Source organism: Rathayibacter sp. VKM Ac-2759 (assembly GCF_009834225.1).
Classification (GTDB): Bacteria; Actinomycetota; Actinomycetes; order Actinomycetales; family Microbacteriaceae; genus Rathayibacter.
Map to the genome: position 1 here is coordinate 83,763 of NZ_CP047176.1, position 23,664 is coordinate 107,426.

Sequence of the window (23,664 nt, forward strand, 5' to 3'; positions counted from 1 at the left end):
CGTGACCGCCACGATCGCCGCACCCACGACCGCGCCGCCCGCGGCCCGGGCGTGGTGGCTGCGCGCCTGGGATCGGCTCGGGGAGCCGGTCACCGGGCGGCAGGTGCCGGGCACGGTCGTCGTCCTGGTCGTCTCGCTGCTGGTCGGCTTCGCCGCGTGCCTGGTGACCACCTCCTCCGGCATCAACCTCGCGTACGCCGACACGCAGAGCCACCTCGCGATCTCGCGGCGCATCTTCGACTCGAAGGCGCCCGGCTTCACGCAGCTGGGCACGGTGTGGCTCCCCGTCCCGAGCCTCATCCTCATCCCGTTCGTGCAGTCGCTCTGGCTCTGGCACACCGGCTGGGCGGCGGGACTGCTGGGCATGATCTGCCTCGCGGGGACCGCGTGCGGTGTCTACCGGATCTCGGCGCGCGTGGGGCACCTCCGGGCCGGCCGCATCACCGCCGTGCTGCTGGTGCTCGCGAACCCCGGGGTGCTCTACGCGTTCTCGACCGCGATGACGGAGCCGGTGCTCATCGTCACGATGGTCGGCTGCTTCGCGGGGCTCGCGCACTGGGTCACCAGCCGCCGCACCCTGATGGCCGGCGAGATGATGGTCTTCTGCGGGCTGCCGGCCGCGGCCGCGACCCTCTCGCGCTACGAGGGCTGGGTGCTCGTGATCGGCGGCACCCTCGTCGTGCTGATCGTCGCCTGGCGCCGCAAGAAGTCGCTCTTCTACGCCATGAAGATGGCCTGCGCGTTCGGCATCCTGCCGCTGATCGCGATCGTCTGGTGGCTGGTCTACAACTTCACCGTCTACTCCAACCCGCTCGAGTTCATGAACGGGCAGTACTCGGCCGCCAACCTGCAGAAGGCGGTCGCCGACGCGGGACTGCTGGCCTACCAGGGCAACGCGGGGCTGTCGCTGTGGTCGTACAACTGGGCGGTGCTCGAGACCTCGGGGCTGCTGACGGTGGCCCTCGGCATCGCGGGCGCGCTCGTGCTCGCCTGGCGCCGCGGGATCTCGGACGACGCCCTCGTGATCTGGCTGATGATCGTCTCGTACGCGTTCTCGCTCCTGAGCCTCTACCTCGGCCAGACGCACATGAACAACGACCAGACCCTGCCGACGAACTGGTGGAACAACCGCTACGCGCTGTCGGTGCTGCCGTTCCTCGCGGTGATGGCGGCCGTCTTCGTCGACGCGCTGCGCAGGGTGCCGAGGGTCGGAGTCGGGGCGCTCGGCCTCGTGCTCGCGCTGCTCGGCGCGCAGACCGTCTGGTGGGCGCAGGACCTCGACCGCAACGCCGTCATCGCCGAGGCCACCGGCTACGTCGGCCTGAAGGAGGCGTCGGGGGCGACCGCCGCCGCGCGCTACCTCGGCGAGCACTACGACGGCGGGGGCGTCCTCATCGACGAGAGCGCCGCCGGCAACGCGCTGCTGCCCGAGATCGGCATCCCGCTGGCCGAGTACTACAACCGCTCGGCCGGCGAGCTCTTCGACGAGGCCCTCGCGGCCCCCTACACGCACGCGAAGTGGGTGTTCGTGACCACCGCCGACGCCCCCGAGCTGAGCGAGACCGGCGTCGCCGATCTCGTCTACGACGCGATCACCCGCGACTCCTCGTTCGACACCCGCTACCGCCCGGTGTTCCAGCAGGGCATCTACGTGATCTACGAGCGGCTCGGAGGCTGAGCATGGCGACGACGACGGCCCGCGTGGGCGAGATCCTCCTCGACCGCGGACTCATCAGCCAGGAGCAGCTCGACGAGGCGCTGCGGCGCCAGGCCCGCGAGGGCGGCCTGCTCGGCCGGCACCTCATCATCGACGGAGCGGTCACCCGCCGCGAGATGTACGCGGCGCTCGCCGAGCAGTGGGACGCGCCGATGGTCGACCTCGTCGAGGAGCCCCCGGAGGCGCAGACGCTCGCGCGCATCGGCCCGGTCACCCTCGTCGACGAGGGCTGGGTGCCGTGGCGCGTCCTCGACGACGGCACCGGCGTGATCGCCACCTCCGTGCCGCCGACCGAGGCGGTGCTGTCGCGGGCGCGCGAGCTGATGGGCGTCCCGCGCATCGCGGTGCGGACGACCACCGACTGGGACATCTTCATGGCGGTCGAGAACGCCTGCCGCGCCGCGCTGCTGTTCGGCGCCGCCGACGCGCTCGCCGTCGAGAGCGGCGACGAGTCGGCCAAGTCGGGGCTGCGGCGCTGGCAGGTCGTCACTCCGCTCGTGCTCGCGGCCGTCGTGGTCGCGGGGGTCGTGATCGCGCCGAGCGCCACCTTCGTGATCGTGCTCGCCGCGGCGAACCTCCTGTTCCTGATGAACATCGCCTTCAAGGCCCTGGCCGGCCTGCGCGCCCCGCTCAACAAGAGCTCGGTCACGGCGTGGGAGGAGGAGGTCGCGCTCGAGCGCGGCCGTCGCGGCCTCGCGGTGTCGCCCCCGCGCATGACCGACGACGAGCTGCCGATCTACACGATCCTCATCCCGGCCTACAAAGAGGCCAACATCATCAGCAAGCTGCTGGTCAACATCGGCGCGCTCGACTACCCCAAGGCCAAGCTCGAGGTGCTCGTGCTGCTCGAGGCCGACGACGACGAGACGATCGGCGCGGTGCGGCGCATGAGCCCGCCCGAGTACGTGCGCATGGTGATCGTGCCGCCCGGAGGCCCGCAGACCAAGCCGCGCGCCTGCAACTACGGCCTGAGCTTCGCCCGCGGCGAGTTCGTCGTCATCTACGACGCCGAGGACCGACCCGACCCCGACCAGCTGCGCAAGTGCGTCCGCCTGTTCCGCGAGGACGAGTTCGAGCGTCTGCACGTCGACCCCGAGCAGAAGCAGCTCGTGTGCCTGCAGGGCGCGCTGAGCTACTTCAACGCCGACTACAACGTCCTCACCCGGATGTTCGCGGTCGAGTACGCGCACTGGTTCGGCGCGATGCTGCCCGGCCTCGACCAGTCGCACCTGCCCATCCCGCTCGGCGGCACCTCCAACCACTTCGAGACGCGCGTGCTGCGCGAGCTCGGCGCCTGGGACCCGTACAACGTCACCGAGGACGCCGACCTCGGCCTGCGCGTGGCCGCGCACGGCTACCGCGTCGGCGTCGTCGACTCGAACACGTGGGAGGAGGCGTGCGCCGAGGTCCCCGCGTGGATCAAGCAGCGCACGCGCTGGATCAAGGGCTACATGATGACCGCGGGCGTGAACACGCGGCACCCCGTCCGCTGGTTCAAGGTCAACGGGATCCTCGGGACCCTGAGCCTCGTCGCGCTGATCATGGGGACGCCGGTGGCGTTCCTCCTGTACCCGCTGGTGCTGGGCTTCACGATCATCACCTACATCGGCGTGCAGTTCCTCGGGCTCGACATCCCCGAATGGCTGATCGTCGCGGGCACCACGAACATGCTGTTCTCGAACGCGCTGATGATCGTGGTGTCGGGGATCGCGGCGTGGAAGCGCTACAACTGGCGGGTCGCGGCCTTCGCCCTGCTGAACCCCGTCTACTGGGTGCTGCACTCGATCTCGGCCTGGCGCGCGGCCTGGCAGATCGTCTTCAGCCCGCACAAGTGGGAGAAGACCCCCCACGGCCTCACCGAGGACTACGAGGACTCGACGATCGCGGCGCCGGCGTAGGCGCTGCGCCCGCGTCAGCGGATGACGTCATGCTCTCGTTCTCGGTGGGGCGGGTCGATCCGTCACCGATGGTCGCCTTCTCGCGGGCGGACGCACCGTTCGTGACGGATCGGAGAGCAGGACGATCCCCTCGCCCTGCTCGGCGGCTGCTTCTCCGACGGCGACCAGCACGTCCGCGAGGTCCCTTCACTCTCCGGTGGCTACCGCACGGATCCACCCGCGATCCAGACGCCGTCCACGCCTGCAGAGCGGATCGATCCGTCACAGATGCACCGTGCGAACCACCACGCACGGTGCATCTTCGACGGATCGATCGGGACCGGCGCCGCGCAGCGCCCTAGATGTTGAGCTTGTTGAAGATCGGGGCCGGCAGCGCCTTGATGACGGTCATGATGACGCGCCACTTGACCGGGGCGTAGGCGACGGCGCGGCCGGAGGCGAGGGCAGCAGCGACGTCCTTCGCGACCGACTCGACGGAGGCGAGCGAGGCGCCGCTCTGCTTCATCGACGCGGTCATCGGCGTGTCCGTCGGGCCCGGCTTGACGAGCACGACCGACAGGCGCGAGCCGGCGAGGCGGTGCTGCAGACCCTGCGCGAAGCGCTCGACGAGGCCCTTCGCCGAGCCGTAGACGTAGTTGGTCTTGCGGCCGCGGTCGCCGGCGACCGAGCCGATGACGCCGATGGTGCCGGAGGTCAGCGCGTTCGCGTACGCCTCCATCCACAGCGCCACCGAGACGCCGGTGACCACGAGCACGTCGCGGGCGACGGCGAGGTCGGCCGACGCCTCCTCCTGGGTGGTCATCGCGCCGTGCGCGATCAGCACCGTGTCGGGGGCGCCGCCCTCGAGGGACGACTCGACGACGGAGGAGATCGCGGCGGGGTCGGTCAGGTCGACCGCCGACACCGACAGCGCCGCGGCGGGGAAGCGCACGCGCAGGTCGGTCGCGAGCTTCTCGAGGCGGGCCTGGTCGCGGCCGACGAGCAGCGCCGAGCGCGCGCCCGTGCCGAGCCAGAGGCGCAGCGTGTGCTCGGCGATGGCCGAGGTCGCTCCGACGACGACGATCTTCGAAGGGGTTCCAGTGGTCACGTCAGCTCCCGAGTACTCGGCGCGAGAAACCGGAGGAGATCCCCGGGTCGCGCTGGAGGGTGAATTCCGCGAGGCGCGGGTATCCGGCCTCGAACATCTCGCGCGACATGCGCGCGTCCTTGGCGGGGTAGAGGCGCCCGCCGACCGCCGTGACCAGCTCGTCGAGCCGCTCGAACAGCGGCAGCGCGGCCGGCGTGTTCGGGAAGTCGAGCGCGAAGCAGACACCCGGCGCGGGGAAGCTCAGCATCCCGGGCGACTCGAGCTCGCCGTACGTCTTGAGCACGCCCAGGAACGAGCCGGTGCCCGACGCCGCGATCAGCGCGAGCATCTCGCGCGTGACCTCGAGCGCCCCCTCCCACGGCACGGTGCTCTGGTACTGGTAGAAGCCGCGCGGGCCGTACATCGTGTTCCAGCCCTCGATCGCGTCGAGCGGGTAGAAGAACTGCTCGTAGTGCTGCACCGAGCGGCCGGCTCCGGTGGCCTTCAGCCGGTAGTAGGCGCGATTCAGCAGCGGCAGCGTCGCCCGGTTGACGACCGACAGCGGGAAGGGGAAGGGCACCCGGAGCGAGCCGGCCCGGGAGGAGGGCAGCTCGGGCGCCGCGGTCGAGTCGCCGCGCGAGTAGACGCCGCGGCGGCCGCCTCCGGTGGTCACGTCGATCCAGGCCACGGTGTGCTCGAACGAGTCCATCGACTCGTGCACGAGGTCGAAGTAGGAGTCGAGGGTCTGGAACGGGACGTCCTCGGTCACCAGCCACGGGCCCGGAACGCGCTTCAGCCTGAGCTCGACCTCGACGATCAGGCCGGTGAGCCCGAGGCCGCCGATGGTCGCCTCGAACAGCTCGACGTTCTCGGTCGGGGTGCAGCGCGACGACGAGCCGTCGCTCCGGACCAGCGTGAACGACACGACGTGGCGCCCGAGCGTGCCGGCCGAGGCGTGGTTCTTGCCGTGCACGTCGTTCGCGATCGCGCCGGCGAGCGTGACGTTCTTGGTGCCCGGGGTGACGGGCAGCATCCAGCCGCGGGGCGAGAACACCGCCTGCACGTCCTTGAGCAGCACGCCCGGCTCCGCCCGCAGCACGCCGGTCTCGTCGTCGAAGGCGAGCAGGCGGTCGAACCCGCTGAAGTCCCAGAGCACGCCGCCGCCGTTGAGCGCGACGTCGCCGTAGCTGCGGCCGACGCCGTAGGCGATGCCGCCGTCACCGCGCGCGAGCGCGTCCTGCGCCTGCTCGGCGCTCGTGATCGCGACGACGCGGTGCTGGTCGCGGGAGAGCAGACCCCAGGACGAGACGGCTGCGGTCATGCTGGCTCCTCACGCGGGCCCTGGAAGGTCACGTTCTTGTCGAGGTGGAACTTGGCGATGTAGCCGATGGCGAGTCCGATCACGGCGCCGGTGTAGCGGGCCGCGTCGGTGCCGAAGAGGTAGTCGAAGCCGAACTCGAAGCCCCAGAAGATCAGGGTGGTCACGCCGCTCATCACGCCGTAGAGGAAGAAGGTCTTCACTCCGTGCGCCGCGTTCATCGTCTCGTGCTTGAAGATGTAGCGCTTGTCGAGGACGTACTTGGCGATCACCCCCGTCAGGGTGCCCGCGAGGACGGCGACGATGGTCGCCCACTCGCCCGTCATCACGAGCTCGACGAGCATCTGGGTGCCCAGATTCACGGCGGTGGCCAGCGCGGCGAAGGCGATGTAGAGCACGGTGGTCCGCATGCGCCCTCTCCTGGTGCTGATCGTCGTTCGTCCGAGTGCCCGCGCCCGAGGAGGTCGCGACCAGTGGAGATTGTAGATTGAGCACCGCTCCCCGCGAGAATCCCATCGGCGCGCACTCAGCGTCCGCCCCCCCGACACCAGTAGAGGAAGACGCCGTGAGTACCGCTCGTGCCCTCGTCGCCGCCATGCGCCCCCGGCAGTGGCTCAAGAACGTCCTGGTCCTCGCTGCGCCGATCGCGTCCGCCCGGATCCTCGAGCCGGAGGTCCTGGTCGCCGCGATCGTGGCGGCGGTCGCCTTCAGCCTCGCCTCCTCCGGCGGCTACATGCTCAACGACCTGCTCGACATCGAGTCGGACCGGGCGCACCCCAAGAAGCGCTTCCGCGCGATCGCATCCGGCGCGCTGCCCGTGCGCGTCGCGTGGGTGGCCGCGTTCGTGCTGATGATCGTGCCTCCGCTGGTCACGTTCCTGGCCGGATTCACGTGGTTCGCCGCGACACTCGCCGCCTACCTGATCATGCAGATCTCGTACTGCATCTGGCTCAAGCACGAGCCGGTGATCGACATCCTGATCGTGGCGGGCGGATTCGTGCTGCGCGCGATCTCGGGCGCCGCGGTGGCCGACATCCCGCTCACGCAGTGGTTCCTGCTCGCGGTGTCGTCGGGCTCACTCTTCATGGTGGCGGGCAAGCGCTACTCCGAGAAGCTGCAGAGCGAGGGCAAGGAGGAGAGCCACACGCGCACGACGCTCAAGGTCTACACGGCGGGCTACCTGCGCTTCATCTGGTCGGTCGCGGCGTCGCTGACGATGATCTCCTACGCGCTCTGGGCGGTGTTCCTCAACGGCGACGACTCGCTGTGGTCGATGGCCTCGGTGGTGCCGTTCGGCGCGGCGCTGTTCCTGTACGCGCTCGACATCGAGCGGGGACGCGCGTCGGCGCCCGAGGAGATCGTGCTCGGCGACAGGAGGCTGCTGATCTGCGGCGCGCTCTGGGCGGCGCTGTTCGTGATCGCGATCCTCACGCGGCAGCCGATCGTCTGACGCCCGCGGGGCGGTGGTCGGCGCGCTCGGTGATGCCGTTGGCGCGAATCGACGGCAGGTGCTCGTGGCGTCTGTCAACCGCTGATCCGACAGGGCGCGCACTCGGTAGCGTCGTGGGACCTGGAACGCCGTAGGAGGCCCGAAACCTCCTCCCACCGCTGCGCGCTCTCGCGCCGCGGACCCCGACGAACGAGTCGAGCCGTCATGCCGCCCCTCAGCGAGGATCCGTCGCGCCCTGTCCTCCGAGCGCTGATCGCCGCCTTCACCGACCCGGGCGCCGTCGACCCCGGTCTCGCCGCGCAGGTGCTGGCCGACGCCCGCGAGCTGCTGCCGGAGGACGTCGAGTCGCCGCGGATGCCGACGCTGATGGTCCCGCGCTCGGCCGTGCTCGAGGTCCCGGACGGCTCGCCCGTTCCGCCGGCCGCGCTCTGATCCGACGCTCGACACAGAAGTCGACGCCCCCTGCGAGCACGGCACAGGGCGCCTGCAGTGGGCGCCATCGGGGCGGAGTCGTTCGGGTCGACTCCGCCCCGACCCTCACGTCGTGGTGCCGCGCCGCAGCCGCAGCCGCGTCTCCTCGAGATCGAGCATCGACTGCGCCTGGGCGAGGATGCGCTGCGGGTACGCGCGACGCGAGCGCGCGTCGAGCAGCGCCTCCCGCTCGGCGGTGACGACCGCGAGCCGCAGCGCGCGGTAGAGGCGGTGCGGAGTGTCGGCGGCGTCGCGCCGAGCGCCGCGGGACCGCTCCCACGCGGCCTCGGAGCGCAGGAACGACGTCTGCCGCACGCGCTCGAGGACGTCGGGGTCGACCTCGTCGACGCCCTCGACCACCTCGCCGGGAGTCTCGAGGATCGCGAGCCCCTTCTCGGTGATCTCGTCGAGCAGCCCCGCGAGCGCGCGCTGGTCCTCCGGCACGTCGACCCCGCGGATCCCCGTCGCCCTGATCAGCAGCGGCAGAGTGCTGCCCTGCACCAGCAGGGTCGCGACCGCCACGGTGAACGCGATCAGCACGAGCTGAGGGCGGTAGGGGATGTCCTCGGGGAGCGACTGGGCGGCGGCGAGCGTCACCACTCCGCGCATCCCCGACCAGCCGAGCACGAGCCCGCCGCGCCAGCCGATGTCGTTGCGGCTGAAGTGCTTGTAGTCGTTCTTCCTCAGCTCGAAGCGCTCGCGGGCCTTGCGCCGCTTCTCGCGGGGGAGCCGCACGCCTCCGGTCGACTCGAGCAGCTCCTTCTGCTGCCGCGCGCGGCGCTCGGCGCGCTGCGTCTGCCAGTGCTCGCCGAGCAGCACGGGCCCGACCCAGGCGAAGCGCACGACGATCAGCCCGAGGGTGGCGATCAGCCCGATGCCGACGGCGGCCGGGACGGTGAGCGCGGCGCTGTCGGCGTCCTGGATGAGGCTGCGGATCTCGAGCCCGATCAGCAGGAACACGCCGTTCTCGAGGAGGAACTGCACCGTGCGCCAGTTGATGCGGTCGTTCACCCTCGACTGCGCCGTGAAGGCGCGGGAGGAGGCGTGGCCGGTGTGCAGGCCCGCGACGACGACCGCGAGCACCCCCGAGGCGCCGAGGCCCTCGGCCGGGATGAACGCGACGAACGGCACGATGAACGAGATGACGGTGTTGAGCACCGGATCCTCGAGCCGCGAGCGCACGAAGACGGTCACGATGCTCGCCACGAGGCCGACGACGACCGCCATCACCACGGCGTAGAGGAAGTCGCCGACGGCCGCCCACGGAGTGGCCAGCGTGCCGGCGGCCGCGGCGAGGGCCGAGCGGAGGAGGACCAGCGCCGTCGCGTCGTTGATCAGCCCCTCGCCCTCGAGCAGCGTGAGCAGGCGCGGCGGGAGGCCGAGCCGACGGCCGACCGAGGTGGCGGCCACCGCATCCGGGGGGCTGATGATCGCGCCGACGGCGATCGCGAGGGGGAGGCCGAGCTCGGGGAGGAGGGCGAAGAGGAGGACGCCGACTCCGGCCGCCGAGATCACGACGAGGATCACCGAGAGCCCGGTGATGGTGGCGAGATTGCGGCGGAAGTCGATGAACGGGACGCTGATCGCCGCCGCGTAGAGCAGCGGGGGCAGCACGCCGTCGAGCACCCACTCGTGCGGGACGACCACCTCGGGCACTCCCGGGAGGAACGAGAGCCCGACGCCCGCGAGGACGAGGACGATGGGCGCCGCGACCCCGAGGCGCTTGGCGAAGACGGCGACGGCGACGAGGACCGAGACGGCGATGATCGCCGCGATGCCGAGCTCCATCAGTGCTGCGGGACGTGCGGACGGGGAATGCGGGGCATGGGCTCGTCTCCGGGGTCGGGCCCCGGGCGCGCGTGAGGGACGGCGTGCTCAGGGGACTCCGACGAGTCTGCGCGCCCCCGCCCCGGCCGGGCAGGGGGTTGTGCCGTGCGCGACATCGGCCGAGACGGGGGGCGTCGCGGTCGTCCCGGCTGATGTCGCGCGGCGACTACCGGCGGTCGAGGACCCGCACGAGGCCGACGAGCAGCGCGATGCCGCCGAGGACGGCGATCGTCAGTGCGGTCGCGCCGCCCTGGCCGAGGGCGACGGCCCTCTCGACGACGTCGGCGCGGAGCGAGGGGTCGGAGGCGACGAGCAGCAGGAGGAAGGAGAGGGCGGCGACGACGAGTCCCCAGACGATCGCGCCGGCGCGGATGCGGGGGCGGCGGGGGGTGGTGGTCTCGGCGGTCATCGTGCGGCCCCTGTCGGCTCGGTGGTGGTCGTGTCGGTGGTGGTGCCCGTGCCCGGATCTCCCTCGTCCGCCGGACTCGCGCCCGTCTCGTCGAAGACGCTGATCGATCCGCCGCCCTGCTCGATCCGCACGACGAACGGGACGGCGTCGGGATCGCCGAAGGTCTGCGTCCAGCGCCAGCGTCCGTCGTCGAAGCGCAGGTCCTGCGGTTCCTCCGACAGGTACTCCTCGCCCGAGACCCGGGTGATCCAGATGCTCGGGTCGGCCGACGACGACTCGACGCGGACCGCCGTCCCCTCCATCGCCGCGACCTGGATCGATCCCGCGCCCTGCCAGACGTCGAGGACCCCGCCGGCGACGTCGAAGTCGGGCGAGACCGAGACCTGCAGGTCGCCGGCCAGGACCGCGTAGTCGCCGGGGGCCGCGTTCGAGAGGCTGAAAGAGCCGACCGTGCCCAGCACCGCGCGGTCGGGAGGCAGCAGCGCCGCGGTCGCCGCGGTCAGCACCGTGACCAGCGACACCGCCACCAGCAGCACGGCGCGCCGGCGGAGGAGCCCGGCCAGCACGATCGCGAGCGCCAGCACCAGCGTGGCGGAGGCGAACCCCGCCACTGTCGCGGTCGACCCGGTCGCCGTCAGCGACACGAGCGATCCGACGAGCGCCGCCGCCCCGAGCGCGAGCAGTGTGGCGCTGAAGCGCAGACGCGGGTTCTCCGCCCGGCGCAGCCGCTGGCGCTCGAGGCGCGCGGCGGTGACCGCGGCGGCCCGGAGGCGCGCCTCCTCGGCCCGCTGCCGCGCGGTCTCGCGGGCGGTCGCCGCCTCCTGTGCCCGGAACGCCTCGCGCTCGGCCTTCCACTGCTCCTGGCGCTCGCGCCAGGCCGCGAGCTCCTCGGGTGCCTGGGGGCGAGCGTCCGTCGGGCGCTCGGGGTACGGGACGCTCTCGGGGCGTCTGTCGGTCGTCGCGGGGACCACCTCCGGAGGCTCGGTCGGCGCCGTGGAGCGGCCGGAGCGGCGCACGATCCAGAGGACGAGGCCGATGACCGCCGCGACGACGACCGCGGTCCAGAGCGCGCGGCCCGCGGAGGCGCCCCACGCCGTCGCTCCGGTGTACGCACCGCCGAGCGACCAGAAGCCCTGAGCGACCGGGAGCATCGACGCCAGCACCAGCACGCCGATGCCGGCGTGCACGCGGTCGACGTCGCCGCGGACGAGGCGCTCGACCGGCAGCGAGTCGTCCTCGTCGGGCAGGAGCAGCCAGGCCGCTGCGTAGAAGAGGAACGCGGGCCCGCCCAGGACGGCGACGACGACGAAGACACCGCGGACGATCAGCGGGTCGATGCCGAGGCGCTCGGCGATGCCGGAGCAGACGCCGCCGATCCAGCCGGGCCGGCGCGGGAGGTCGAGAGCGCGCAACCAGAGGAAGAAGCGGTTCTCCTTCGGCGGGGGCGCGCTCTCGGCGGAGGGGCCGGGGGCGGAGGGGCCGGGGGCCGAGGGGCCGGGGGCCGAGGGGCCGGGGGCCGAGGGGCCGGCCGACGAGGGGTCGGTGGTCGCCGTGCCGGGGCCCGCCTCGCCCGGATCGTCCCGTCCGCCGGTCGGCGGGGTCGTGCTCGCTGCTGTCATGGCTCGAGTGTCCCGCGGGCCGCGGACGCCGGGCCATCGGGGGAACCCCTGACCGGACCCTGACGCGACCCCCGCCCGCCGCGTGCGTCTGTTTGGATGCAGGGGTGAGCATCCCCCTCGTCCCGAGCGCCGCGGTCCGTCCGCCGCTGCGCCGACCGCGCCGCGCGGCGCTCGGGGGCGTGAGCGCGGGGCTGGCCGAGCACCTCGGCAGGAGCACGCGGTCGGTGCGGTTCCTGTTCGTGCTCGCGACCCTGCTCGGCGGGGGCGGCGCGCTCTTCTACCTGTGGCTGTGGGCGCTCGTGCCGCTCGCCGACTCCCCGGACGCGGGAGTGCGCCGGAGGGTCCCCGTCGCAGCGCTCCTCGCCGTCGGCGCAGGGGTCGCGGCGATCGCCGTCGTCGCAGCGCTCGGCGCGGGCGACGACGCCGAGGTGACCCGGGCGCTCGCCGCGGTCGCCGCTCTGGCCGGCGGCGCCGTGGGCTGGAGCCTCGGGCCCGACCGGGCCGACCCGTCGCGATCGGCACGCGCCTCCTCCGCCGTGCGACTCGCCTCCTGTGCGGTGCTCGTCGTCGCCGGAGCCGCTGTGCTCGCCGCGCGGCCGAGCGCCGTCAACGCCGTGCTCGCCGTCGGCGTGCTGCTGGTGGCCGCCGGAGTGCTCGCCGCGCCGCGCATCGTGACCCTCTGGACCGAGCTGATGGGCGAGCGCGCGGCGCGCGTGCGCGAGGAGCAGCGCGCCGAGATCGCCGCCCACCTGCACGACTCGGTGCTGCAGACGCTCGCGCTGATCCAGAACCGCGCGGGCGCCTCGACCGAGGTGGCCCGCATCGCCCGGGCGCAGGAGCGGGAGCTGCGCGACTGGCTGTTCGAGCGCGACGTGCCGGTCGCCAACGATCTCGCCGCCGAGATCCGCGCCATCGCCGCGGCCATCGAGCTCGACTACCCGGTGCAGCTCGAGGTCGTCGCGGTCGGGGCCTCCGTGCCGGGCGCCGCGTCGGTGCTCGCGGCGACCCGGGAGGCGATGCTCAACGCCGCGCGCCACGCGGGCGGCGAGGTGTCGGTGTACCTCGAGTGCACCGCCTCGGGGGTCGACGTCTTCGTCCGCGACCGCGGACCCGGAGTCGACCTCGGCGCGCTGCCCGGCGACCGCCTGGGCATCCGCGAGTCGATCATCGGGCGGATGGCGCGCGCCGGCGGGAGCGCGACCGTGCGCCCCGGAGCGGGCGGCACGGGCACCGAGGTGCACCTGCGGCTGCCGGCGGAGGCCGGGCGATGACGCGCGTGGTGCTGGTCGACGACCACTCGATCTTCCGCTCCGGTCTGCGCGCCGATCTGGCGCCCGAGCTCGAGGTGCTGGGCGAGGCGGCCGACGTCGACGCGGCGGTGGCACTCGTGGCGGCCGCGCGCCCCGACGTGGTGCTGCTCGATGTGCACCTGCCGGGCGGCGCGGGCGGAGGCGGCGCCGAGGTCCTGCGCAGGAGCGCCGGGCTCCTCGAGTCGGTGCGGTTCCTCGCGCTCAGCGTCTCGGACGCGGCGGAGGACGTCGTGGGCGTGATCCGCGCGGGGGCGCGCGGCTACATCACGAAGGCGAGCTCGGGGGCCGAGGTGAGCCGGGCAGTTCTCGCGGTCGCGGGAGGCGACGCGGTGTTCTCCCCGCGGCTGGCCGGCTTCGTGCTCGACGCGTTCGGCGCCCTCGCCGGCGAGCAGGCGGAGTCGGTGGACGAGCTCGACCGGCTGTCGGCGCGCGAGCGCGAGGTGATGCGGCTGATCGCGCGCGGCTACGCGTACAAGGAGGCGGCGGCCGAGCTGTACATCTCGGTCAAGACGGTGGAGTCGCACGTGTCGGCGGTGCTGAGGAAGCTGCAGCTGTCGTCGCGGTACGAGCTGACGGCCTGGGCGTCGGCGCGGCGCCTGCTCTGAGGTGCTCGTGCGGTGTGCGCACCCTCGCCTGCGGACGGTGCGCGGATCGCACGCGCCGGCTCAGGCCAGGGCGGCGGTGAGGGTCGCGACCGCCGAGTCGACGGAGCGCGCGGTCGCGGCGCGATCCTCCGACTCGGAGTCGTGCACGAAGGCCGTCACGCCGTGCCGGGCACCGCAGTAGCCGATCACCCCGCGCTCGATCTGGGTGCGGAACGACTCCGTGTACCCGTGCCGCGCGAACGACCGCTCGGAGGTGCCCGAGACCGGGAGCAGGTGGACCGTGAGGCGGTCCAGCCGCGGGACGACTCCGCCCGCCTCGTCGATGTCGAACGCCCAGCCGGCGACGAACACCCGGTCGATCCAGCCCTTCAGCAGCGCCGGCATCGACCACCAGTAGACGGGGAACACCAGGACGAGATGCTCGTGCGCGTCGATCCGCCGCTGCTCGGCGGCGATGTCGTCGGCGGGCGCACCCGCGCCCAGGTAGAGGCGCCGGTCCTCCAGCGTGAAGCGCGGATCGAAGCCCTCCTGAGCGAGGTGGGCGAGCGTGGCACCGGTCTGCTCACCGAGGCGACGGGCGGCGTGGTGCGTGAGCGACTCCGCGTCGGGGTGGGCGGTGACGACGAGGGTGCTCATGCGATCCAGTCTGCCGAGAGCCGCCTGCGAGGGTCCGGAGCCGCAGGGGGCCGACTCGGAACGCCGGGCGCCTCGAGTGCCGGGAGTCTCGGAGCGCCGGCTCCGCCTAGAACGACAGCAGCGGGAGGAACGGCAGCACGGCCAGCGCCGACAGCGTGCCGAGCACAGCGCCGGCGAGCAGGTCGGTCGGGAAGTGCATGCCGAGCGCCATCCGCGACAGCAGCATCGCGACGACGACCAGCACGGCGAGCGGCCAGACGGCCGGCACCATCACGGCGAACACGATCGCGGCCGCGGTGGTCGACGAGGCGTGCGAACTCGGGAAGCTGAGCTTGCTCGGCGCGGAGCCGCGCACCTCCACGCCCTCGCCCAGCGGACGCGGGCGGCGGACGATCCGCTTCAGCACGATCGACAGCCCGTGCGCGAGCACGATCGCGACGTCGCAGAGGGCCCAGGCCCAGAACCGCGACGGATCGAGGAAGGCGGCGATCACGCCGATGATCAGCCAGCCCGCGGCGTGCTCGCCGATGAGGCTGAGCCCGCGGGCGACGGGGAGGAGGGGGCGCGTCAGCGGCGCACGCTGCACGGCGACGATGGCCGCGGATTCGCGGCTTCGGAGGGTCGACATCGCGCTCAACCTAGCGCACTCGGGGGCGGCGGGAGATCGCCCCCGCCGCCCCCGGGATCACGCCTCCGGCCCGCCGTCCGCGTCGGCGGTGCGGCGGCGCGCGCCGATCCCGACCGCCGCGGCCCCTGCGGCGAGCAGCGCGGTCGCGCCGGCGATGAGGCCGGCGCTCTCGACGCCGGTCGAGGCGAGCCCGCCGCTGGTGCCGCCCGTGGGCAGTGGCACAGCCGTGCCCGTCGGAGTCGCGGTAGGGGCGACCGTGGGAGCCGTCGTGGGTGTCGCGGTCGGAGTCGCGGTCGGCGTCGGCGCGACGGTCGGTCCCGCGGTCGGGGTCGCGGTGGGCGTCGGCGCCGTGGTCGGTCCGGCCGTCGGCGCCGGGGTGGGCCCGACCACCTGCGACGCGGGCAGGATCTGCACGATCGTCGGACGCGGCGCCCTGACGGCTCCGGCGCTCAGCGCACCCACGGCGGCGAAGTCCGGGAAGTACGAGGTCGGCTCCTCGAAGGTGCCCTCCTCGCCCGGGTGCTGCACCGCGACGAACACGTGCTGGTCGAGGTCGTGCACGATGGGCCCGCAGGTCTCGGCGTCGCGCGGGACCGAGAGGAACTGCTCGACGTTGCCGCGGGTCGCGCCCTCGAGGGTCACCTTGAAGAGACCGTCGTTGTAGCCGATGCCGCTGGGGGCGCCGTCGGTCGAGATCCAGAGGTTCCCGACGGAGTCGAAGGCCAGGTTGTCGGGGCACGAGATCGGCGAGACCTTCTCGGCCGGGAAGCCCGAGAAGTAGACCGCGTCGCCCTGGGCGGCATCGCCGCACAGCATCAGCAGGTTCCAGGTGAAGGTGCGGCCGGTCTGGTCGCCGCCGTCCTCGATGATCTCGACGATGTGGCCGTCGCGGTTCTCGGTGCGCGGGTTGACCTCGGTGGGTCCCTCCCTGCCCTCGGTGCCGCGGTTGGAGTTGTTGGTGCAGGCCACGTAGATCCGGCCGCTGACCAGGCTCGGCTGCACGTCCTCGCAGCGGTCCATCTTGGTGGCTCCCGCGAGGTCGGCCGCGAGGCGGGTGTGCACGAGCACCTCCGCGACGCTCATGCCCGCGATCGCGGAGGCGCCGCCGACGACCAGCGGCAGCCACTCGCCGATGCCGTCGAAGCCGCCGTCCGAGGGGACCGCGCCGGTCCCGGTGATCTCGGCCACGGGCGAGTCGCCGGTGAAGCGCGCGACGAACAGGTCGCCCTCCTCGAGCAGCGTCTTGTTGTGGGCCCGGTCGCCCTCGATGTAGCGCTTGGCCGAGACGAACTTGTAGAGGTAGTCGAAGCGCTCGTCGTCGCCCTGGTAGGCGACCACGCGGCCGTCGGGAGCGACGATGACGTTCGCGCCCTCGTGCTTCAGGCGGCCGAGCGCCGTGTGCTTCTTCGGCGTCGACTCCGGCTCGAAGGGGTCGAACTCGACGATCCAGCCGAAGCGGTTCGGCTCGTTCTCGTAGCCCGCGGTGCGGGCGTCGAAGCGGGGGTCGTCCAGCTCCCAGAGACGGGCGGTCTCGGCGTCGGCCAGGCCGTAGCGCTTCTCGGCGTCACTGGTCGCGGTGGCGCGGAAGTAGCCGTTGAAGTTCTCCTCGCCCGAGAGGATCGTGCCCCACGGCGTCGTGCCGCCGGAGCAGTTGCCGAGCGTGCCGAGCACGCTGCGTCCGGAGGGGTCGGCGACGGTCTTCAGCAGGTCGGAGCCGGCGGCGGCGCCGGTCACCTCGTAGGGCGTGTTGATGAGGTAGCGGCGGTTGTGCTCGCCTCCGCGCACGTACGACCAGGGGCGGTCGACGGCGGTGCGCACCAGCTCGACGACGCTGAGGCCGTGGGCGGCGCGGCCGACGGCGCGCACGCGCTCGGGCTCCGACTCGAGCTGCGCGGCCGGGAACATGATGCTCTCGTTCGTGTACTCGTGGTTGACGACGAGCAGCGCGCGCAGGCGCTTCGTGCCGGGGATCTCGACGATGTCGGTGTAGTCGTTGTTGTAGCCGAACTGCGCGGCCTGCGCCGCCTCCGTCTGGTCCTCGATGTCGAAGGCGGGGCTGTCGGCGAAGAGAGGGTCGCCCCAGCGGATGATCGGCTGCCAGGCGAAGCCCTCGGGGACCGTGAACTCGTCGACCGTGTAGGGCACCGGGGCGATCGGAGTGAAGGCGAGCGGGGATGCGGTGCCGGCGACGGCCGCCTCCGCCGTGGGGGCGCCGCCCGCCGAGGCGACGGCCACGGTGACCGCGCCGGCGAGGCCCAGGCCCAGTGCGCTCCGGCGCGAGATCTGCGACGAGACGATGTCGCGGAAGTAGCTGTTGTGCGAGGTGTTGCAGGTCGCGCTCGAGCACGCGTTGGCGCACTTGAGGGCGCAGGTGACGGGGCTGCGCTTACCGCGCACGTGCCCCGCCATCGGGAGGAGGAGCGGTCGACGGGCGGTGTCTGACATGGGGGTCCTTCGGTCGCAGGCAGGAGGTGCGATCGAGTCGATCAGGGCGAGGGGACATCGGTACCGCCGAACGGAGGCCCCGTCCTGAACGGATCATGAACGTTCTCACAAGAAGGTGAGGCCCGCCTCACCTCGAACGCCGCGCCTCCAGGACCGGCCCGATGTTGCCCGCGATCCACTCGACGACGGGCAGCAGCCGTTCGGCGAGCTCGGCGCCGAGCGGCGTGAGGCGGTAGTCGACCCGCGGCGGGATGGTCGCGTGCGCCTCGCGGTGCACGAAGCCGTCGTCCTCGAGCGTGCGGAGCGTCTGCGCCAGCATCTTCTCGCTGATGCCGCCGATCCGCCGCCGCAGCTCGCCCCAGCGCAGGCTCCGCTCGGCCAGGGCGGCGAGCACCAGCACGCCCCACTTGCTCGTGACGTGCCCGAAGATCTCGCGGCTCGGGCAGTCGGCGGAGTAGACGTCGCCCTGCATCAGGGCGTTCTCGACGATGGTCATAAAGCTACTAACGAAATAGTGGGTACTGCATTCCGGGAAGTTCTCCGCGCGCACCCCGGTTCACCCCCAGTGCGGCCCCGACGCCGCCCAGAACGGAAGGACCACCCCCATGACCCTCGTCGTCACCGGAGCCACCGGACACCTCGGCCGCCTCGCGGTCGAGCACCTGCTCGCCCGCGGCACCGCCGCCTCCGACATCCTCGCCACCGGCCGCGACGCCGCCAGGCTCGAGGCGCTCGCCGCCGACCTGGGCGTGCGCACCGCCGTGGCCGACTTCGAGGACCCGGCGTCGCTCGACGCGGCCTTCTCGGGTGCCGAGGCCGTGCTGCTCGTCTCGGGCTCCGAGGTCGGCAAGCGCGTCTCGCAGCACACCGCCGCGATCGAGGCCGCCGCCCGCGCCGGCGCGCGCCTCGTCTACACGAGCGCCCCGAGGGCGACGACGAGCCCGCTGATCCTCGCGCCCGAGCACAAGGCCACGGAGGAGGCGATCGCGGCCGCGGGGATCCCCGCCGTGATCCTCCGCAACGGCTGGTACAACGAGAACTACGCGCAGACCGTGGCCGAGCTCGCCTCGACCGGCACGACCCTCTCGAGCGCCGGCGAGGGCCGCGTCTCGAGCGCCGCCCGCACCGACTACGCGGAGGCGGCGGCCGTCGCCCTCGCCGACCCCTCGCTCGTCGGCACCGTGCACGAGCTCTCGGGCGACACGGCCTGGACCTTCGACGAGCTCGCGGCCCTGGTCGCCGAGGTCGCCGGGCGCGAGGCGTCCATCACGCACGTCGACTCCGCCGAGCACGCGCGGATCCTCACCGGGGCGGGCGTCCCCGAGGGCGGAGTCGGCTTCGTCGTCGGCCTCGACGCGAACATCGCCGACGGCCTGCTCGGCGAGACCGACGGCTCGCTCGCCCGCCTGATCGGCCACCCGACGACCCCGATCCGCGCCTTCGTCGAGCAGGAGCTCGCGGCGCGCTGACGCGTCCGCAGGCCGGACGCACCTCCGGCTCGCAGAAACCCGTTCGGCTCGCGGAATCCCCCCGTTCCTGCGAGCCGATCGCGGTTCTGCGAGCCGGAGGTGCATGGTCGGCACGCGCGCACCGCCCGGCTGTCGGACCCCCGACGTAGGCTGTCCGCCATGACCTCGACGACGCCCCGCTCCGGTATCGAACTCTCCGAACTCGACCCGGCGACGCGCCCGCAGGACGACCTCTACCGGCACGTCAACGGCCTGTGGATCGACCGCACCGAGATCCCGAGCGACAAGGCGCGCTACGGCTCGTTCCACCTCCTGCAGGAGGAGGCCGAGAAGGCCGTCCGCGACATCGTCGTCGAGGCGCAGACCGCGCACCACGGCACCGAGGAGCGCATGTTCGGCGACCTCTACGCCTCCTTCATGGACGAGGCCCGCGCCGAGGAGCTCGGCGCGACTCCGATCGCCGACGACCTCGCGGCCGTGCAGCGCATCGACTCGATCGCGGGCCTGCTCGCCACGGTCGGCGGCCTCGAGCGCTCGGGAGTCCCCGGGCTCTTCGGCCTCTTCGTCGACAACGACCCGGGCAGCCCCGAGCGCTACCTCGTCTTCGTCAACCAGGGCGGCCTCGGCCTGCCGGACGAGAGCTACTACCGCGAGTCCGAGTTCGCCTCGGTGCGCGAGGCCTACCTGCCCTTCGTCGGGCGCATGCTCGAGCTCGCCGGCATCGACGCCGCGGAGGGCCGCGCGAAGCGGATCGTCGAGCTCGAGACCGACATCGCCGCCGTGCACTGGGACAAGGTGCGCAGCCGCGACAGCCAGGCCACCTACAACCTCCGCAGCTGGGCCGAGGTCGAGGAGCTGGCCGCCGGCGTCGACCTCGGGGTCTGGCTGACCGCGATGGGCGCTCCGGAGGGGGCGCTCGCCGAGGTCGTCGTCCGCCAGCCGAGCTTCCTCCAGGGTCTCGCCGGCCTGCTGACCGACGACCGCCTCCCCGCGTGGCGCGACTGGCTCAGCTGGCAGGTGATCCGCGGCGCGGCCGCCTACCTCTCGAGCGACTTCGTCGACGCCAACTTCGACTTCTACGGCCGCACCCTCACCGGCACCCCGCAGAAGCGCGAGCGCTGGAAGCGCGGCGTCTCGCTCGTCGAGGGCTCGCTCGGCGAGGCGGTCGGCCGCATCTACGTCGCACGCCACTTCCCCGAGAGCGCCAAGACGGCCATGGACGGCCTGGTCGCGAACCTCATCGAGGCCTACCGCCGCTCGATCGTCGACCTCGACTGGATGGGCGCCGAGACCCGGGAGCGCGCGCTCGAGAAGCTCGCGAAGTTCACGCCGAAGATCGGCTACCCGGTCCGCTGGCGCGACTACTCCGCCCTCTCGATCGACCCGGCCGACCTCGTCGGCAACGCCCGCCGCGTGGCCGCGTTCGAGTTCGACCGCGAGCTCGGCAAGATCGGCCGCCCGCTCGACCGCGACGAGTGGTTCATGACGCCGCAGACGATCAACGCGTACTACAACCCGGGCTTCAACGAGATCGTGTTCCCCGCCGCGATCCTGCAGTTCCCGTTCTTCGACGAGGGCCGCGACTCCGCCGCCAACTACGGGGCGATCGGAGCCGTCATCGGCCACGAGATCGGCCACGGCTTCGACGACCAGGGCTCGCGCTTCGACGGCGACGGCCGGCTGACCGACTGGTGGACGGCCGACGACCGCGCCGCCTTCGAGGAGCGCACCGGCGCGCTGATCGCGCAGTACGACGCGCTCGCGCCCGCCACGACCCCCGGGCACCACGTCAACGGCGCCCTGACGATCGGCGAGAACATCGGCGACCTGGGCGGTCTGAGCATCGCGTGGAAGGCCTACCTGCTCTCGCTCGAGGGCAAGGAGCCCCCCGTGATCGACGGCCTGACCGGCGCTCAGCGCTTCTTCCTGTCGTGGGCGCAGGCCTGGCAGCAGAAGTCCCGCGACGAGGAGACGATCCGCCTCCTCGCCATCGATCCGCACGCTCCGGCCGAGTTCCGCTGCAACCAGATCGTCCGCAACATCGACGACTTCTACGCTACTTTTGACGTCACCGAAGGCGACTCCCTCTGGCTCTCCCCGAGCGAGCGCGTCGTCATCTGGTAGTCACCGGCGACTGCCGTCCCGCACCGCGGACGAGGAACCCCGGGCATCGAGAGCCGACCGATGCCGAGGGGCTCGTCCGTTCATCGCGCGCCGCCCCTGACGCGTCGACGGACCACGGTCCACCCCTCCGCACGACCCGCATCATCGACCCGTAGAGGGGCCGTACCCGTGGTGATCCCCACCCACGACACCCGCCGCGAGAACCGTCGCGCCCGCCGGGGGCGCCACAAGGGCACGCACGAGCACGACAACTTCCAGAGCGGGTTCGACGCGCTCGGCCGCCTCGCGATCGACGGAGTCGTGGTCTCGGCCCGCGCGGTCGACCTCGCGACCGGCCGCACCCTGTTCGCCGTCGACGACTCCGTCTCGATGCCCACGGCGGGCGTCGGAACGGTGCTGCTGCTGATCGAGGTCGCGGCGCGGCTCGCGAACGATCCGCAGGAGAACCTGCGCCTCGTCGACCGCACCGCGATCGACGCGGTGGCCGACGCGGGCCTCTGGCAGCACCTCCAGATCCCGTCCATGCCGGTCGCCGATCTGGCGGCGTTCGTGGGGGCGACGAACGACAACCTCGCGACCAACGTCCTCCTCCGCCGGGTCGGCCTCGACGCCGTGCGCGAGCGCGCCGAGTCGCTCGGCCTCTCGCGGACGGCGCTGCTCGACGTGGTGCGCGACGAGCGCGGCCCCGACGACGCCCCGCAGCTCTCGATCGGCTCGGCGCGCGAGCTGACGTGGCTGCTGGCGACGCTCGCCAACGGCGAGGTGGTCGACGCGGCCGTCAGCTCGCGGGTGATCGGCTGGCTCTCGCTGAACAGCGACCTGTCGATGGTCGCCTCGGCGTTCGGACTCGACCCGCAGTCGCACCGGAAGCCCGACCACGGGGTGCTGCTCGTCAACACCACCGGCACCGACGCCGGTGTCCGCGCCGAGGTCGGCGTGCTGCGCGGCCCGCGGGCCGGTGTGTCGTACGCGGTCGTGACGCAGTTCGACGACACGAACCTGCACTACCGCCTCGCCGTGCTCGAGGGCATGCGGACTCTGGGCACGGACCTGCTGGAGTACGTGCACTGAGGCCGCCGGGCGCGACCTCCGGCTCGCGGGATCCGGTTCGGCTCGTGGGATCCGACGGTTCTGGCGAGCCGGAGGTGTTTCTGCGAGCTGGACGCGGCGCGGTGCGATGTTCGGCTCGCGGGATCCGGTTCGGCTCGTGGGATCCGGCGGTTCTGGCGAGCCGGAGGTGTTTCTGCGAGCCAAGCCGGCGCGGTGCGATGTTCGGCTCGCGGGATCCGGTTCGGCTCGTGGGATCCGGCGGTTCTGGCGAGCCGAACGTGTTTCTGCGAGCCGAACGTGTTTCTGCGAGCCGGACGTGTGGGCTCGGTTCGGTCCTGCGAGCCGAACGGGGGCTCGCGAGCCGGGCGTCGGATCCGCCGGCGGCGGGCGGCGCCGCGTCAAGGGCGTGACCCCGGCCGGAGGCTCGACCTAGGCTGCCGACAGCGGCGCCGCCTCCCCGGTGGGCCGCGGAGAGGCGACCATGAGCAGCTTCGGATTCGACGCCCCCGAGGACGTCACCGACACGACCCGGCCCGACGGCGACTCCCTGCCCGTCCCGCCGGAGGACCCGGCGCAGATCGACGACGGCGAGTCGGCCGGCGAGGGCGCGGACGCGCGTCTCGCGGGTGAGGGCGATGACGACCCCGAGGAGATGCCCGCCGTTCCCTCGCCGAGCTGACCGGCGGCCGCGTCCGCCGACAGGGCGCGGCGGCGCGGAGCCCGGCCGTTCCTCAGGCCGGCGGCGGCTCTCTCAGGTCTTTCCCAGCCCTGGCATACTGACGGCATGACCATGCCGCCGCCCCCTGCCCCGCCCGCTCCCGAGCCGAACGACGCGCCGCTGCCGGCGTACGGGACGCCTCCGGCTCCGGCGCGGAGCGGGCTCGCGATCACGGCGCTGATCCTGGGCATCACCTCCGTCGTGATCGCCGTCCTGCCGTTCGTGTTCGGGCTGGCGTTCCCGATCGCGATCGCCGGAGTCGTCGTCGGCATCATCGCGCTGGTGCGCCGGAAGCCCCCGCGCGCCTTCTCGATCACGGGGCTCGTGCTCAGCGCGGTCGGCTTCGTGATCGCGGTCGTCGTCGTGATCGTCGCCGTCGTGCAGCTCGCGAGCGCCCTCGACGAGCTCGACGGCACCGGCTTCTCGGAGTCGTCGGAGACCGCGGCGCCGCTGCCGCTCGACGAGGAGACGACCGAGGAGGAGCCTCCCGCGGCGGACGATCTGACGCTCGGCTTCGGCGAGACCCTCACCTACACCGACGGCGTGAGCCTCTCGGTGACCGCGCCGACGGAGTTCGCGCCCACCGAGTACGCGTCCGGCGCCGACCAGGCGGTGAACGTGGTCTTCACCTTCACGATCGAGAACGGCTCCGACCAGAACCTCGACCCGTACACCTACGCCGCGGTCAGCTCGGGCGGGGTGGAGGCGTCGCGCATCTTCGACATCGACAACGCCGTGGGCGACATCAGCACCGGGCCCTCGACGGTGATCCTGCCCGGCGGGTCGGTGACGTGGCAGGAGGCGTACTCGCTCACGGACCCGGCGAGCATCGTGCTGCAGCTGAGCCCGAGCTTCGACTACCAGGAAGCGATCTTCACGAACACGCAGTAGTCCGCGATCGCGC

Annotated in this window: 20 protein-coding genes and 1 pseudogene; 11 read left to right on the top strand and 10 right to left on the bottom strand. The window is 72.6% G+C overall.

The window, feature by feature from the left end; all coding sequences use genetic code 11:
• Position 1: 1 nt before the first annotated feature.
• Both GSU68_RS00410 and GSU68_RS00415 read left to right on the top strand, forming a co-directional pair.
• Complete coding sequence (locus GSU68_RS00410; protein ID WP_159905166.1) at positions 2 to 1,678, top strand: hypothetical protein; 1,677 nt, start codon at positions 2 to 4, stop codon at positions 1,676 to 1,678.
• Between the two features lie 2 nt (positions 1,679 to 1,680).
• Positions 1,681 to 3,615: a glycosyltransferase gene (locus GSU68_RS00415; RefSeq protein ID WP_159905167.1), complete on the top strand. Its 1,935-nt coding sequence runs from the start codon at positions 1,681 to 1,683 to the stop codon at positions 3,613 to 3,615.
• Positions 3,616 to 3,952: 337 nt separating this feature from the next.
• Here the strand turns inward: GSU68_RS00415 and GSU68_RS00420 are convergent, their stop codons facing one another.
• From GSU68_RS00420 to GSU68_RS00430, 3 genes are read right to left on the bottom strand one after another with little or no spacing between them, the layout of a single operon-like run.
• On the bottom strand, positions 3,953 to 4,702 hold the full coding sequence (locus tag GSU68_RS00420; RefSeq protein ID WP_159905168.1) for an SDR family NAD(P)-dependent oxidoreductase: 750 nt from the start codon (positions 4,700 to 4,702) through the stop codon (positions 3,953 to 3,955).
• Position 4,703: 1 nt separating this feature from the next.
• Positions 4,704 to 6,002, bottom strand: a complete 1,299-nt coding sequence (locus GSU68_RS00425) for an FAD-binding oxidoreductase (RefSeq protein ID WP_159905169.1) — start codon at positions 6,000 to 6,002, stop codon at positions 4,704 to 4,706.
• Complete coding sequence (locus GSU68_RS00430) at positions 5,999 to 6,409, bottom strand: GtrA family protein (RefSeq protein ID WP_159905170.1); 411 nt, start codon at positions 6,407 to 6,409, stop codon at positions 5,999 to 6,001. Before GSU68_RS00430 ends, GSU68_RS00425 begins: the two co-directional genes overlap by 4 nt.
• Positions 6,410 to 6,564: 155 nt before the next feature.
• On the opposite strand from GSU68_RS00430, the gene GSU68_RS00435 reads away from it, so the two are divergent.
• Positions 6,565 to 7,449: a decaprenyl-phosphate phosphoribosyltransferase gene (locus tag GSU68_RS00435; RefSeq protein WP_159905171.1), complete on the top strand. Its 885-nt coding sequence runs from the start codon at positions 6,565 to 6,567 to the stop codon at positions 7,447 to 7,449.
• 204 nt (positions 7,450 to 7,653) lie between these two features.
• A complete protein-coding gene (locus GSU68_RS00440; protein ID WP_159905172.1) occupies positions 7,654 to 7,881 on the top strand; it encodes a hypothetical protein in 228 nt (75 codons plus the stop codon).
• Between the two features lie 105 nt (positions 7,882 to 7,986).
• Here the strand turns inward: GSU68_RS00440 and GSU68_RS00445 are convergent, their stop codons facing one another.
• The 3 genes from GSU68_RS00445 to GSU68_RS00455 all read right to left on the bottom strand — a co-directional run bounded on the left by GSU68_RS00445 (position 7,987) and on the right by GSU68_RS00455 (position 11,775).
• The gene (locus GSU68_RS00445) at positions 7,987 to 9,708 is read right to left on the bottom strand and encodes a sodium:proton antiporter (protein ID WP_159905173.1); all 1,722 of its coding nucleotides are present in this window, start codon (positions 9,706 to 9,708) and stop codon (positions 7,987 to 7,989) included.
• A gap of 205 nt (positions 9,709 to 9,913) precedes the next feature.
• Positions 9,914 to 10,156 (bottom strand): hypothetical protein, encoded by a 243-nt coding sequence (locus GSU68_RS00450; protein WP_159905174.1) that lies wholly within the window; start codon positions 10,154 to 10,156, stop codon positions 9,914 to 9,916.
• The gene (locus tag GSU68_RS00455) at positions 10,153 to 11,775 is read right to left on the bottom strand and encodes a PspC domain-containing protein (RefSeq protein ID WP_159905175.1); all 1,623 of its coding nucleotides are present in this window, start codon (positions 11,773 to 11,775) and stop codon (positions 10,153 to 10,155) included. The genes GSU68_RS00450 and GSU68_RS00455 overlap by 4 nt, the downstream gene beginning before the upstream one ends.
• Before the next feature lie 104 nt (positions 11,776 to 11,879).
• Here GSU68_RS00455 and GSU68_RS00460 point away from each other — a divergent pair, with 104 nt between their 5' ends.
• Complete coding sequence (locus GSU68_RS00460; protein WP_159905176.1) at positions 11,880 to 13,046, top strand: ATP-binding protein; 1,167 nt, start codon at positions 11,880 to 11,882, stop codon at positions 13,044 to 13,046.
• Positions 13,043 to 13,690 carry a response regulator transcription factor gene (locus GSU68_RS00465; protein ID WP_159905177.1) on the top strand — a complete coding sequence of 216 codons (648 nt, stop codon included), beginning with the start codon at positions 13,043 to 13,045 and terminating at the stop codon, positions 13,688 to 13,690. The genes GSU68_RS00460 and GSU68_RS00465 overlap by 4 nt, the downstream gene beginning before the upstream one ends.
• A gap of 60 nt (positions 13,691 to 13,750) precedes the next feature.
• Here GSU68_RS00465 and GSU68_RS00470 read toward each other — a convergent pair whose 3' ends face one another.
• From GSU68_RS00470 to GSU68_RS00485, 4 genes and pseudogenes are all read right to left on the bottom strand, one after another.
• Positions 13,751 to 14,326, bottom strand: coding sequence for an NAD(P)H-dependent oxidoreductase (locus GSU68_RS00470; RefSeq protein WP_159905178.1), 576 nt, complete (start codon positions 14,324 to 14,326; stop codon positions 13,751 to 13,753).
• A gap of 106 nt (positions 14,327 to 14,432) precedes the next feature.
• Positions 14,433 to 14,954 (bottom strand): phosphatase PAP2 family protein, encoded by a 522-nt coding sequence (locus GSU68_RS00475; RefSeq protein WP_159905179.1) that lies wholly within the window; start codon positions 14,952 to 14,954, stop codon positions 14,433 to 14,435.
• A 405-nt stretch (positions 14,955 to 15,359) separates the two neighbouring features.
• Positions 15,360 to 17,399 (bottom strand): annotated as a pseudogene (locus GSU68_RS00480) (PhoX family phosphatase); the annotation flags it as partial.
• Between the two features lie 127 nt (positions 17,400 to 17,526).
• A complete protein-coding gene (locus tag GSU68_RS00485; protein WP_208544622.1) occupies positions 17,527 to 17,895 on the bottom strand; it encodes a helix-turn-helix domain-containing protein in 369 nt (122 codons plus the stop codon).
• Between the two features lie 109 nt (positions 17,896 to 18,004).
• Between GSU68_RS00485 and GSU68_RS00490 the strand changes: the two genes are divergently transcribed.
• The 5 genes from GSU68_RS00490 (at position 18,005) to GSU68_RS00510 (ending at position 23,651) form a co-directional block, all read left to right on the top strand.
• Positions 18,005 to 18,868 (top strand): NmrA family NAD(P)-binding protein, encoded by an 864-nt coding sequence (locus GSU68_RS00490; protein ID WP_159905181.1) that lies wholly within the window; start codon positions 18,005 to 18,007, stop codon positions 18,866 to 18,868.
• A 159-nt stretch (positions 18,869 to 19,027) separates the two neighbouring features.
• Positions 19,028 to 20,992 carry a M13-type metalloendopeptidase gene (locus tag GSU68_RS00495; RefSeq protein ID WP_159905182.1) on the top strand — a complete coding sequence of 655 codons (1,965 nt, stop codon included), beginning with the start codon at positions 19,028 to 19,030 and terminating at the stop codon, positions 20,990 to 20,992.
• 168 nt (positions 20,993 to 21,160) lie between these two features.
• A complete protein-coding gene (locus tag GSU68_RS00500; protein ID WP_244259347.1) occupies positions 21,161 to 22,063 on the top strand; it encodes a serine hydrolase in 903 nt (300 codons plus the stop codon).
• A 460-nt stretch (positions 22,064 to 22,523) separates the two neighbouring features.
• Positions 22,524 to 22,721, top strand: a complete 198-nt coding sequence (locus GSU68_RS00505) for a hypothetical protein (RefSeq protein ID WP_159905184.1) — start codon at positions 22,524 to 22,526, stop codon at positions 22,719 to 22,721.
• Between the two features lie 105 nt (positions 22,722 to 22,826).
• The gene (locus tag GSU68_RS00510) at positions 22,827 to 23,651 is read left to right on the top strand and encodes a DUF4190 domain-containing protein (RefSeq protein WP_159905185.1); all 825 of its coding nucleotides are present in this window, start codon (positions 22,827 to 22,829) and stop codon (positions 23,649 to 23,651) included.
• Positions 23,652 to 23,664 lie beyond the last annotated feature (13 nt).

What these genes read in the sequence shown, in the direction of transcription:
- GSU68_RS00415 (WP_159905167.1), top strand. Translation starts at nt 1,681, where the DNA reads ATGGCGACGACGACGGCCCGCGTGGGCGAGATCCTCCTCGACCGCGGA.
- GSU68_RS00425 (WP_159905169.1), bottom strand. Translation starts at nt 6,002, where the DNA reads ATGACCGCAGCCGTCTCGTCCTGGGGTCTGCTCTCCCGCGACCAGCAC.
- GSU68_RS00430 (WP_159905170.1), bottom strand. Translation starts at nt 6,409, where the DNA reads ATGCGGACCACCGTGCTCTACATCGCCTTCGCCGCGCTGGCCACCGCC.
- GSU68_RS00440 (WP_159905172.1), top strand. Translation starts at nt 7,654, where the DNA reads ATGCCGCCCCTCAGCGAGGATCCGTCGCGCCCTGTCCTCCGAGCGCTG.
- GSU68_RS00445 (WP_159905173.1), bottom strand. Translation starts at nt 9,708, where the DNA reads ATGGAGCTCGGCATCGCGGCGATCATCGCCGTCTCGGTCCTCGTCGCC.
- GSU68_RS00450 (WP_159905174.1), bottom strand. Translation starts at nt 10,156, where the DNA reads ATGACCGCCGAGACCACCACCCCCCGCCGCCCCCGCATCCGCGCCGGC.
- GSU68_RS00455 (WP_159905175.1), bottom strand. Translation starts at nt 11,775, where the DNA reads ATGACAGCAGCGAGCACGACCCCGCCGACCGGCGGACGGGACGATCCG.
- GSU68_RS00465 (WP_159905177.1), top strand. Translation starts at nt 13,043, where the DNA reads ATGACGCGCGTGGTGCTGGTCGACGACCACTCGATCTTCCGCTCCGGT.
- GSU68_RS00470 (WP_159905178.1), bottom strand. Translation starts at nt 14,326, where the DNA reads ATGAGCACCCTCGTCGTCACCGCCCACCCCGACGCGGAGTCGCTCACG.
- GSU68_RS00475 (WP_159905179.1), bottom strand. Translation starts at nt 14,954, where the DNA reads ATGTCGACCCTCCGAAGCCGCGAATCCGCGGCCATCGTCGCCGTGCAG.
- GSU68_RS00485 (WP_208544622.1), bottom strand. Translation starts at nt 17,895, where the DNA reads ATGACCATCGTCGAGAACGCCCTGATGCAGGGCGACGTCTACTCCGCC.
- GSU68_RS00490 (WP_159905181.1), top strand. Translation starts at nt 18,005, where the DNA reads ATGACCCTCGTCGTCACCGGAGCCACCGGACACCTCGGCCGCCTCGCG.
- GSU68_RS00495 (WP_159905182.1), top strand. Translation starts at nt 19,028, where the DNA reads ATGACCTCGACGACGCCCCGCTCCGGTATCGAACTCTCCGAACTCGAC.
- GSU68_RS00505 (WP_159905184.1), top strand. Translation starts at nt 22,524, where the DNA reads ATGAGCAGCTTCGGATTCGACGCCCCCGAGGACGTCACCGACACGACC.
- GSU68_RS00510 (WP_159905185.1), top strand. Translation starts at nt 22,827, where the DNA reads ATGACCATGCCGCCGCCCCCTGCCCCGCCCGCTCCCGAGCCGAACGAC.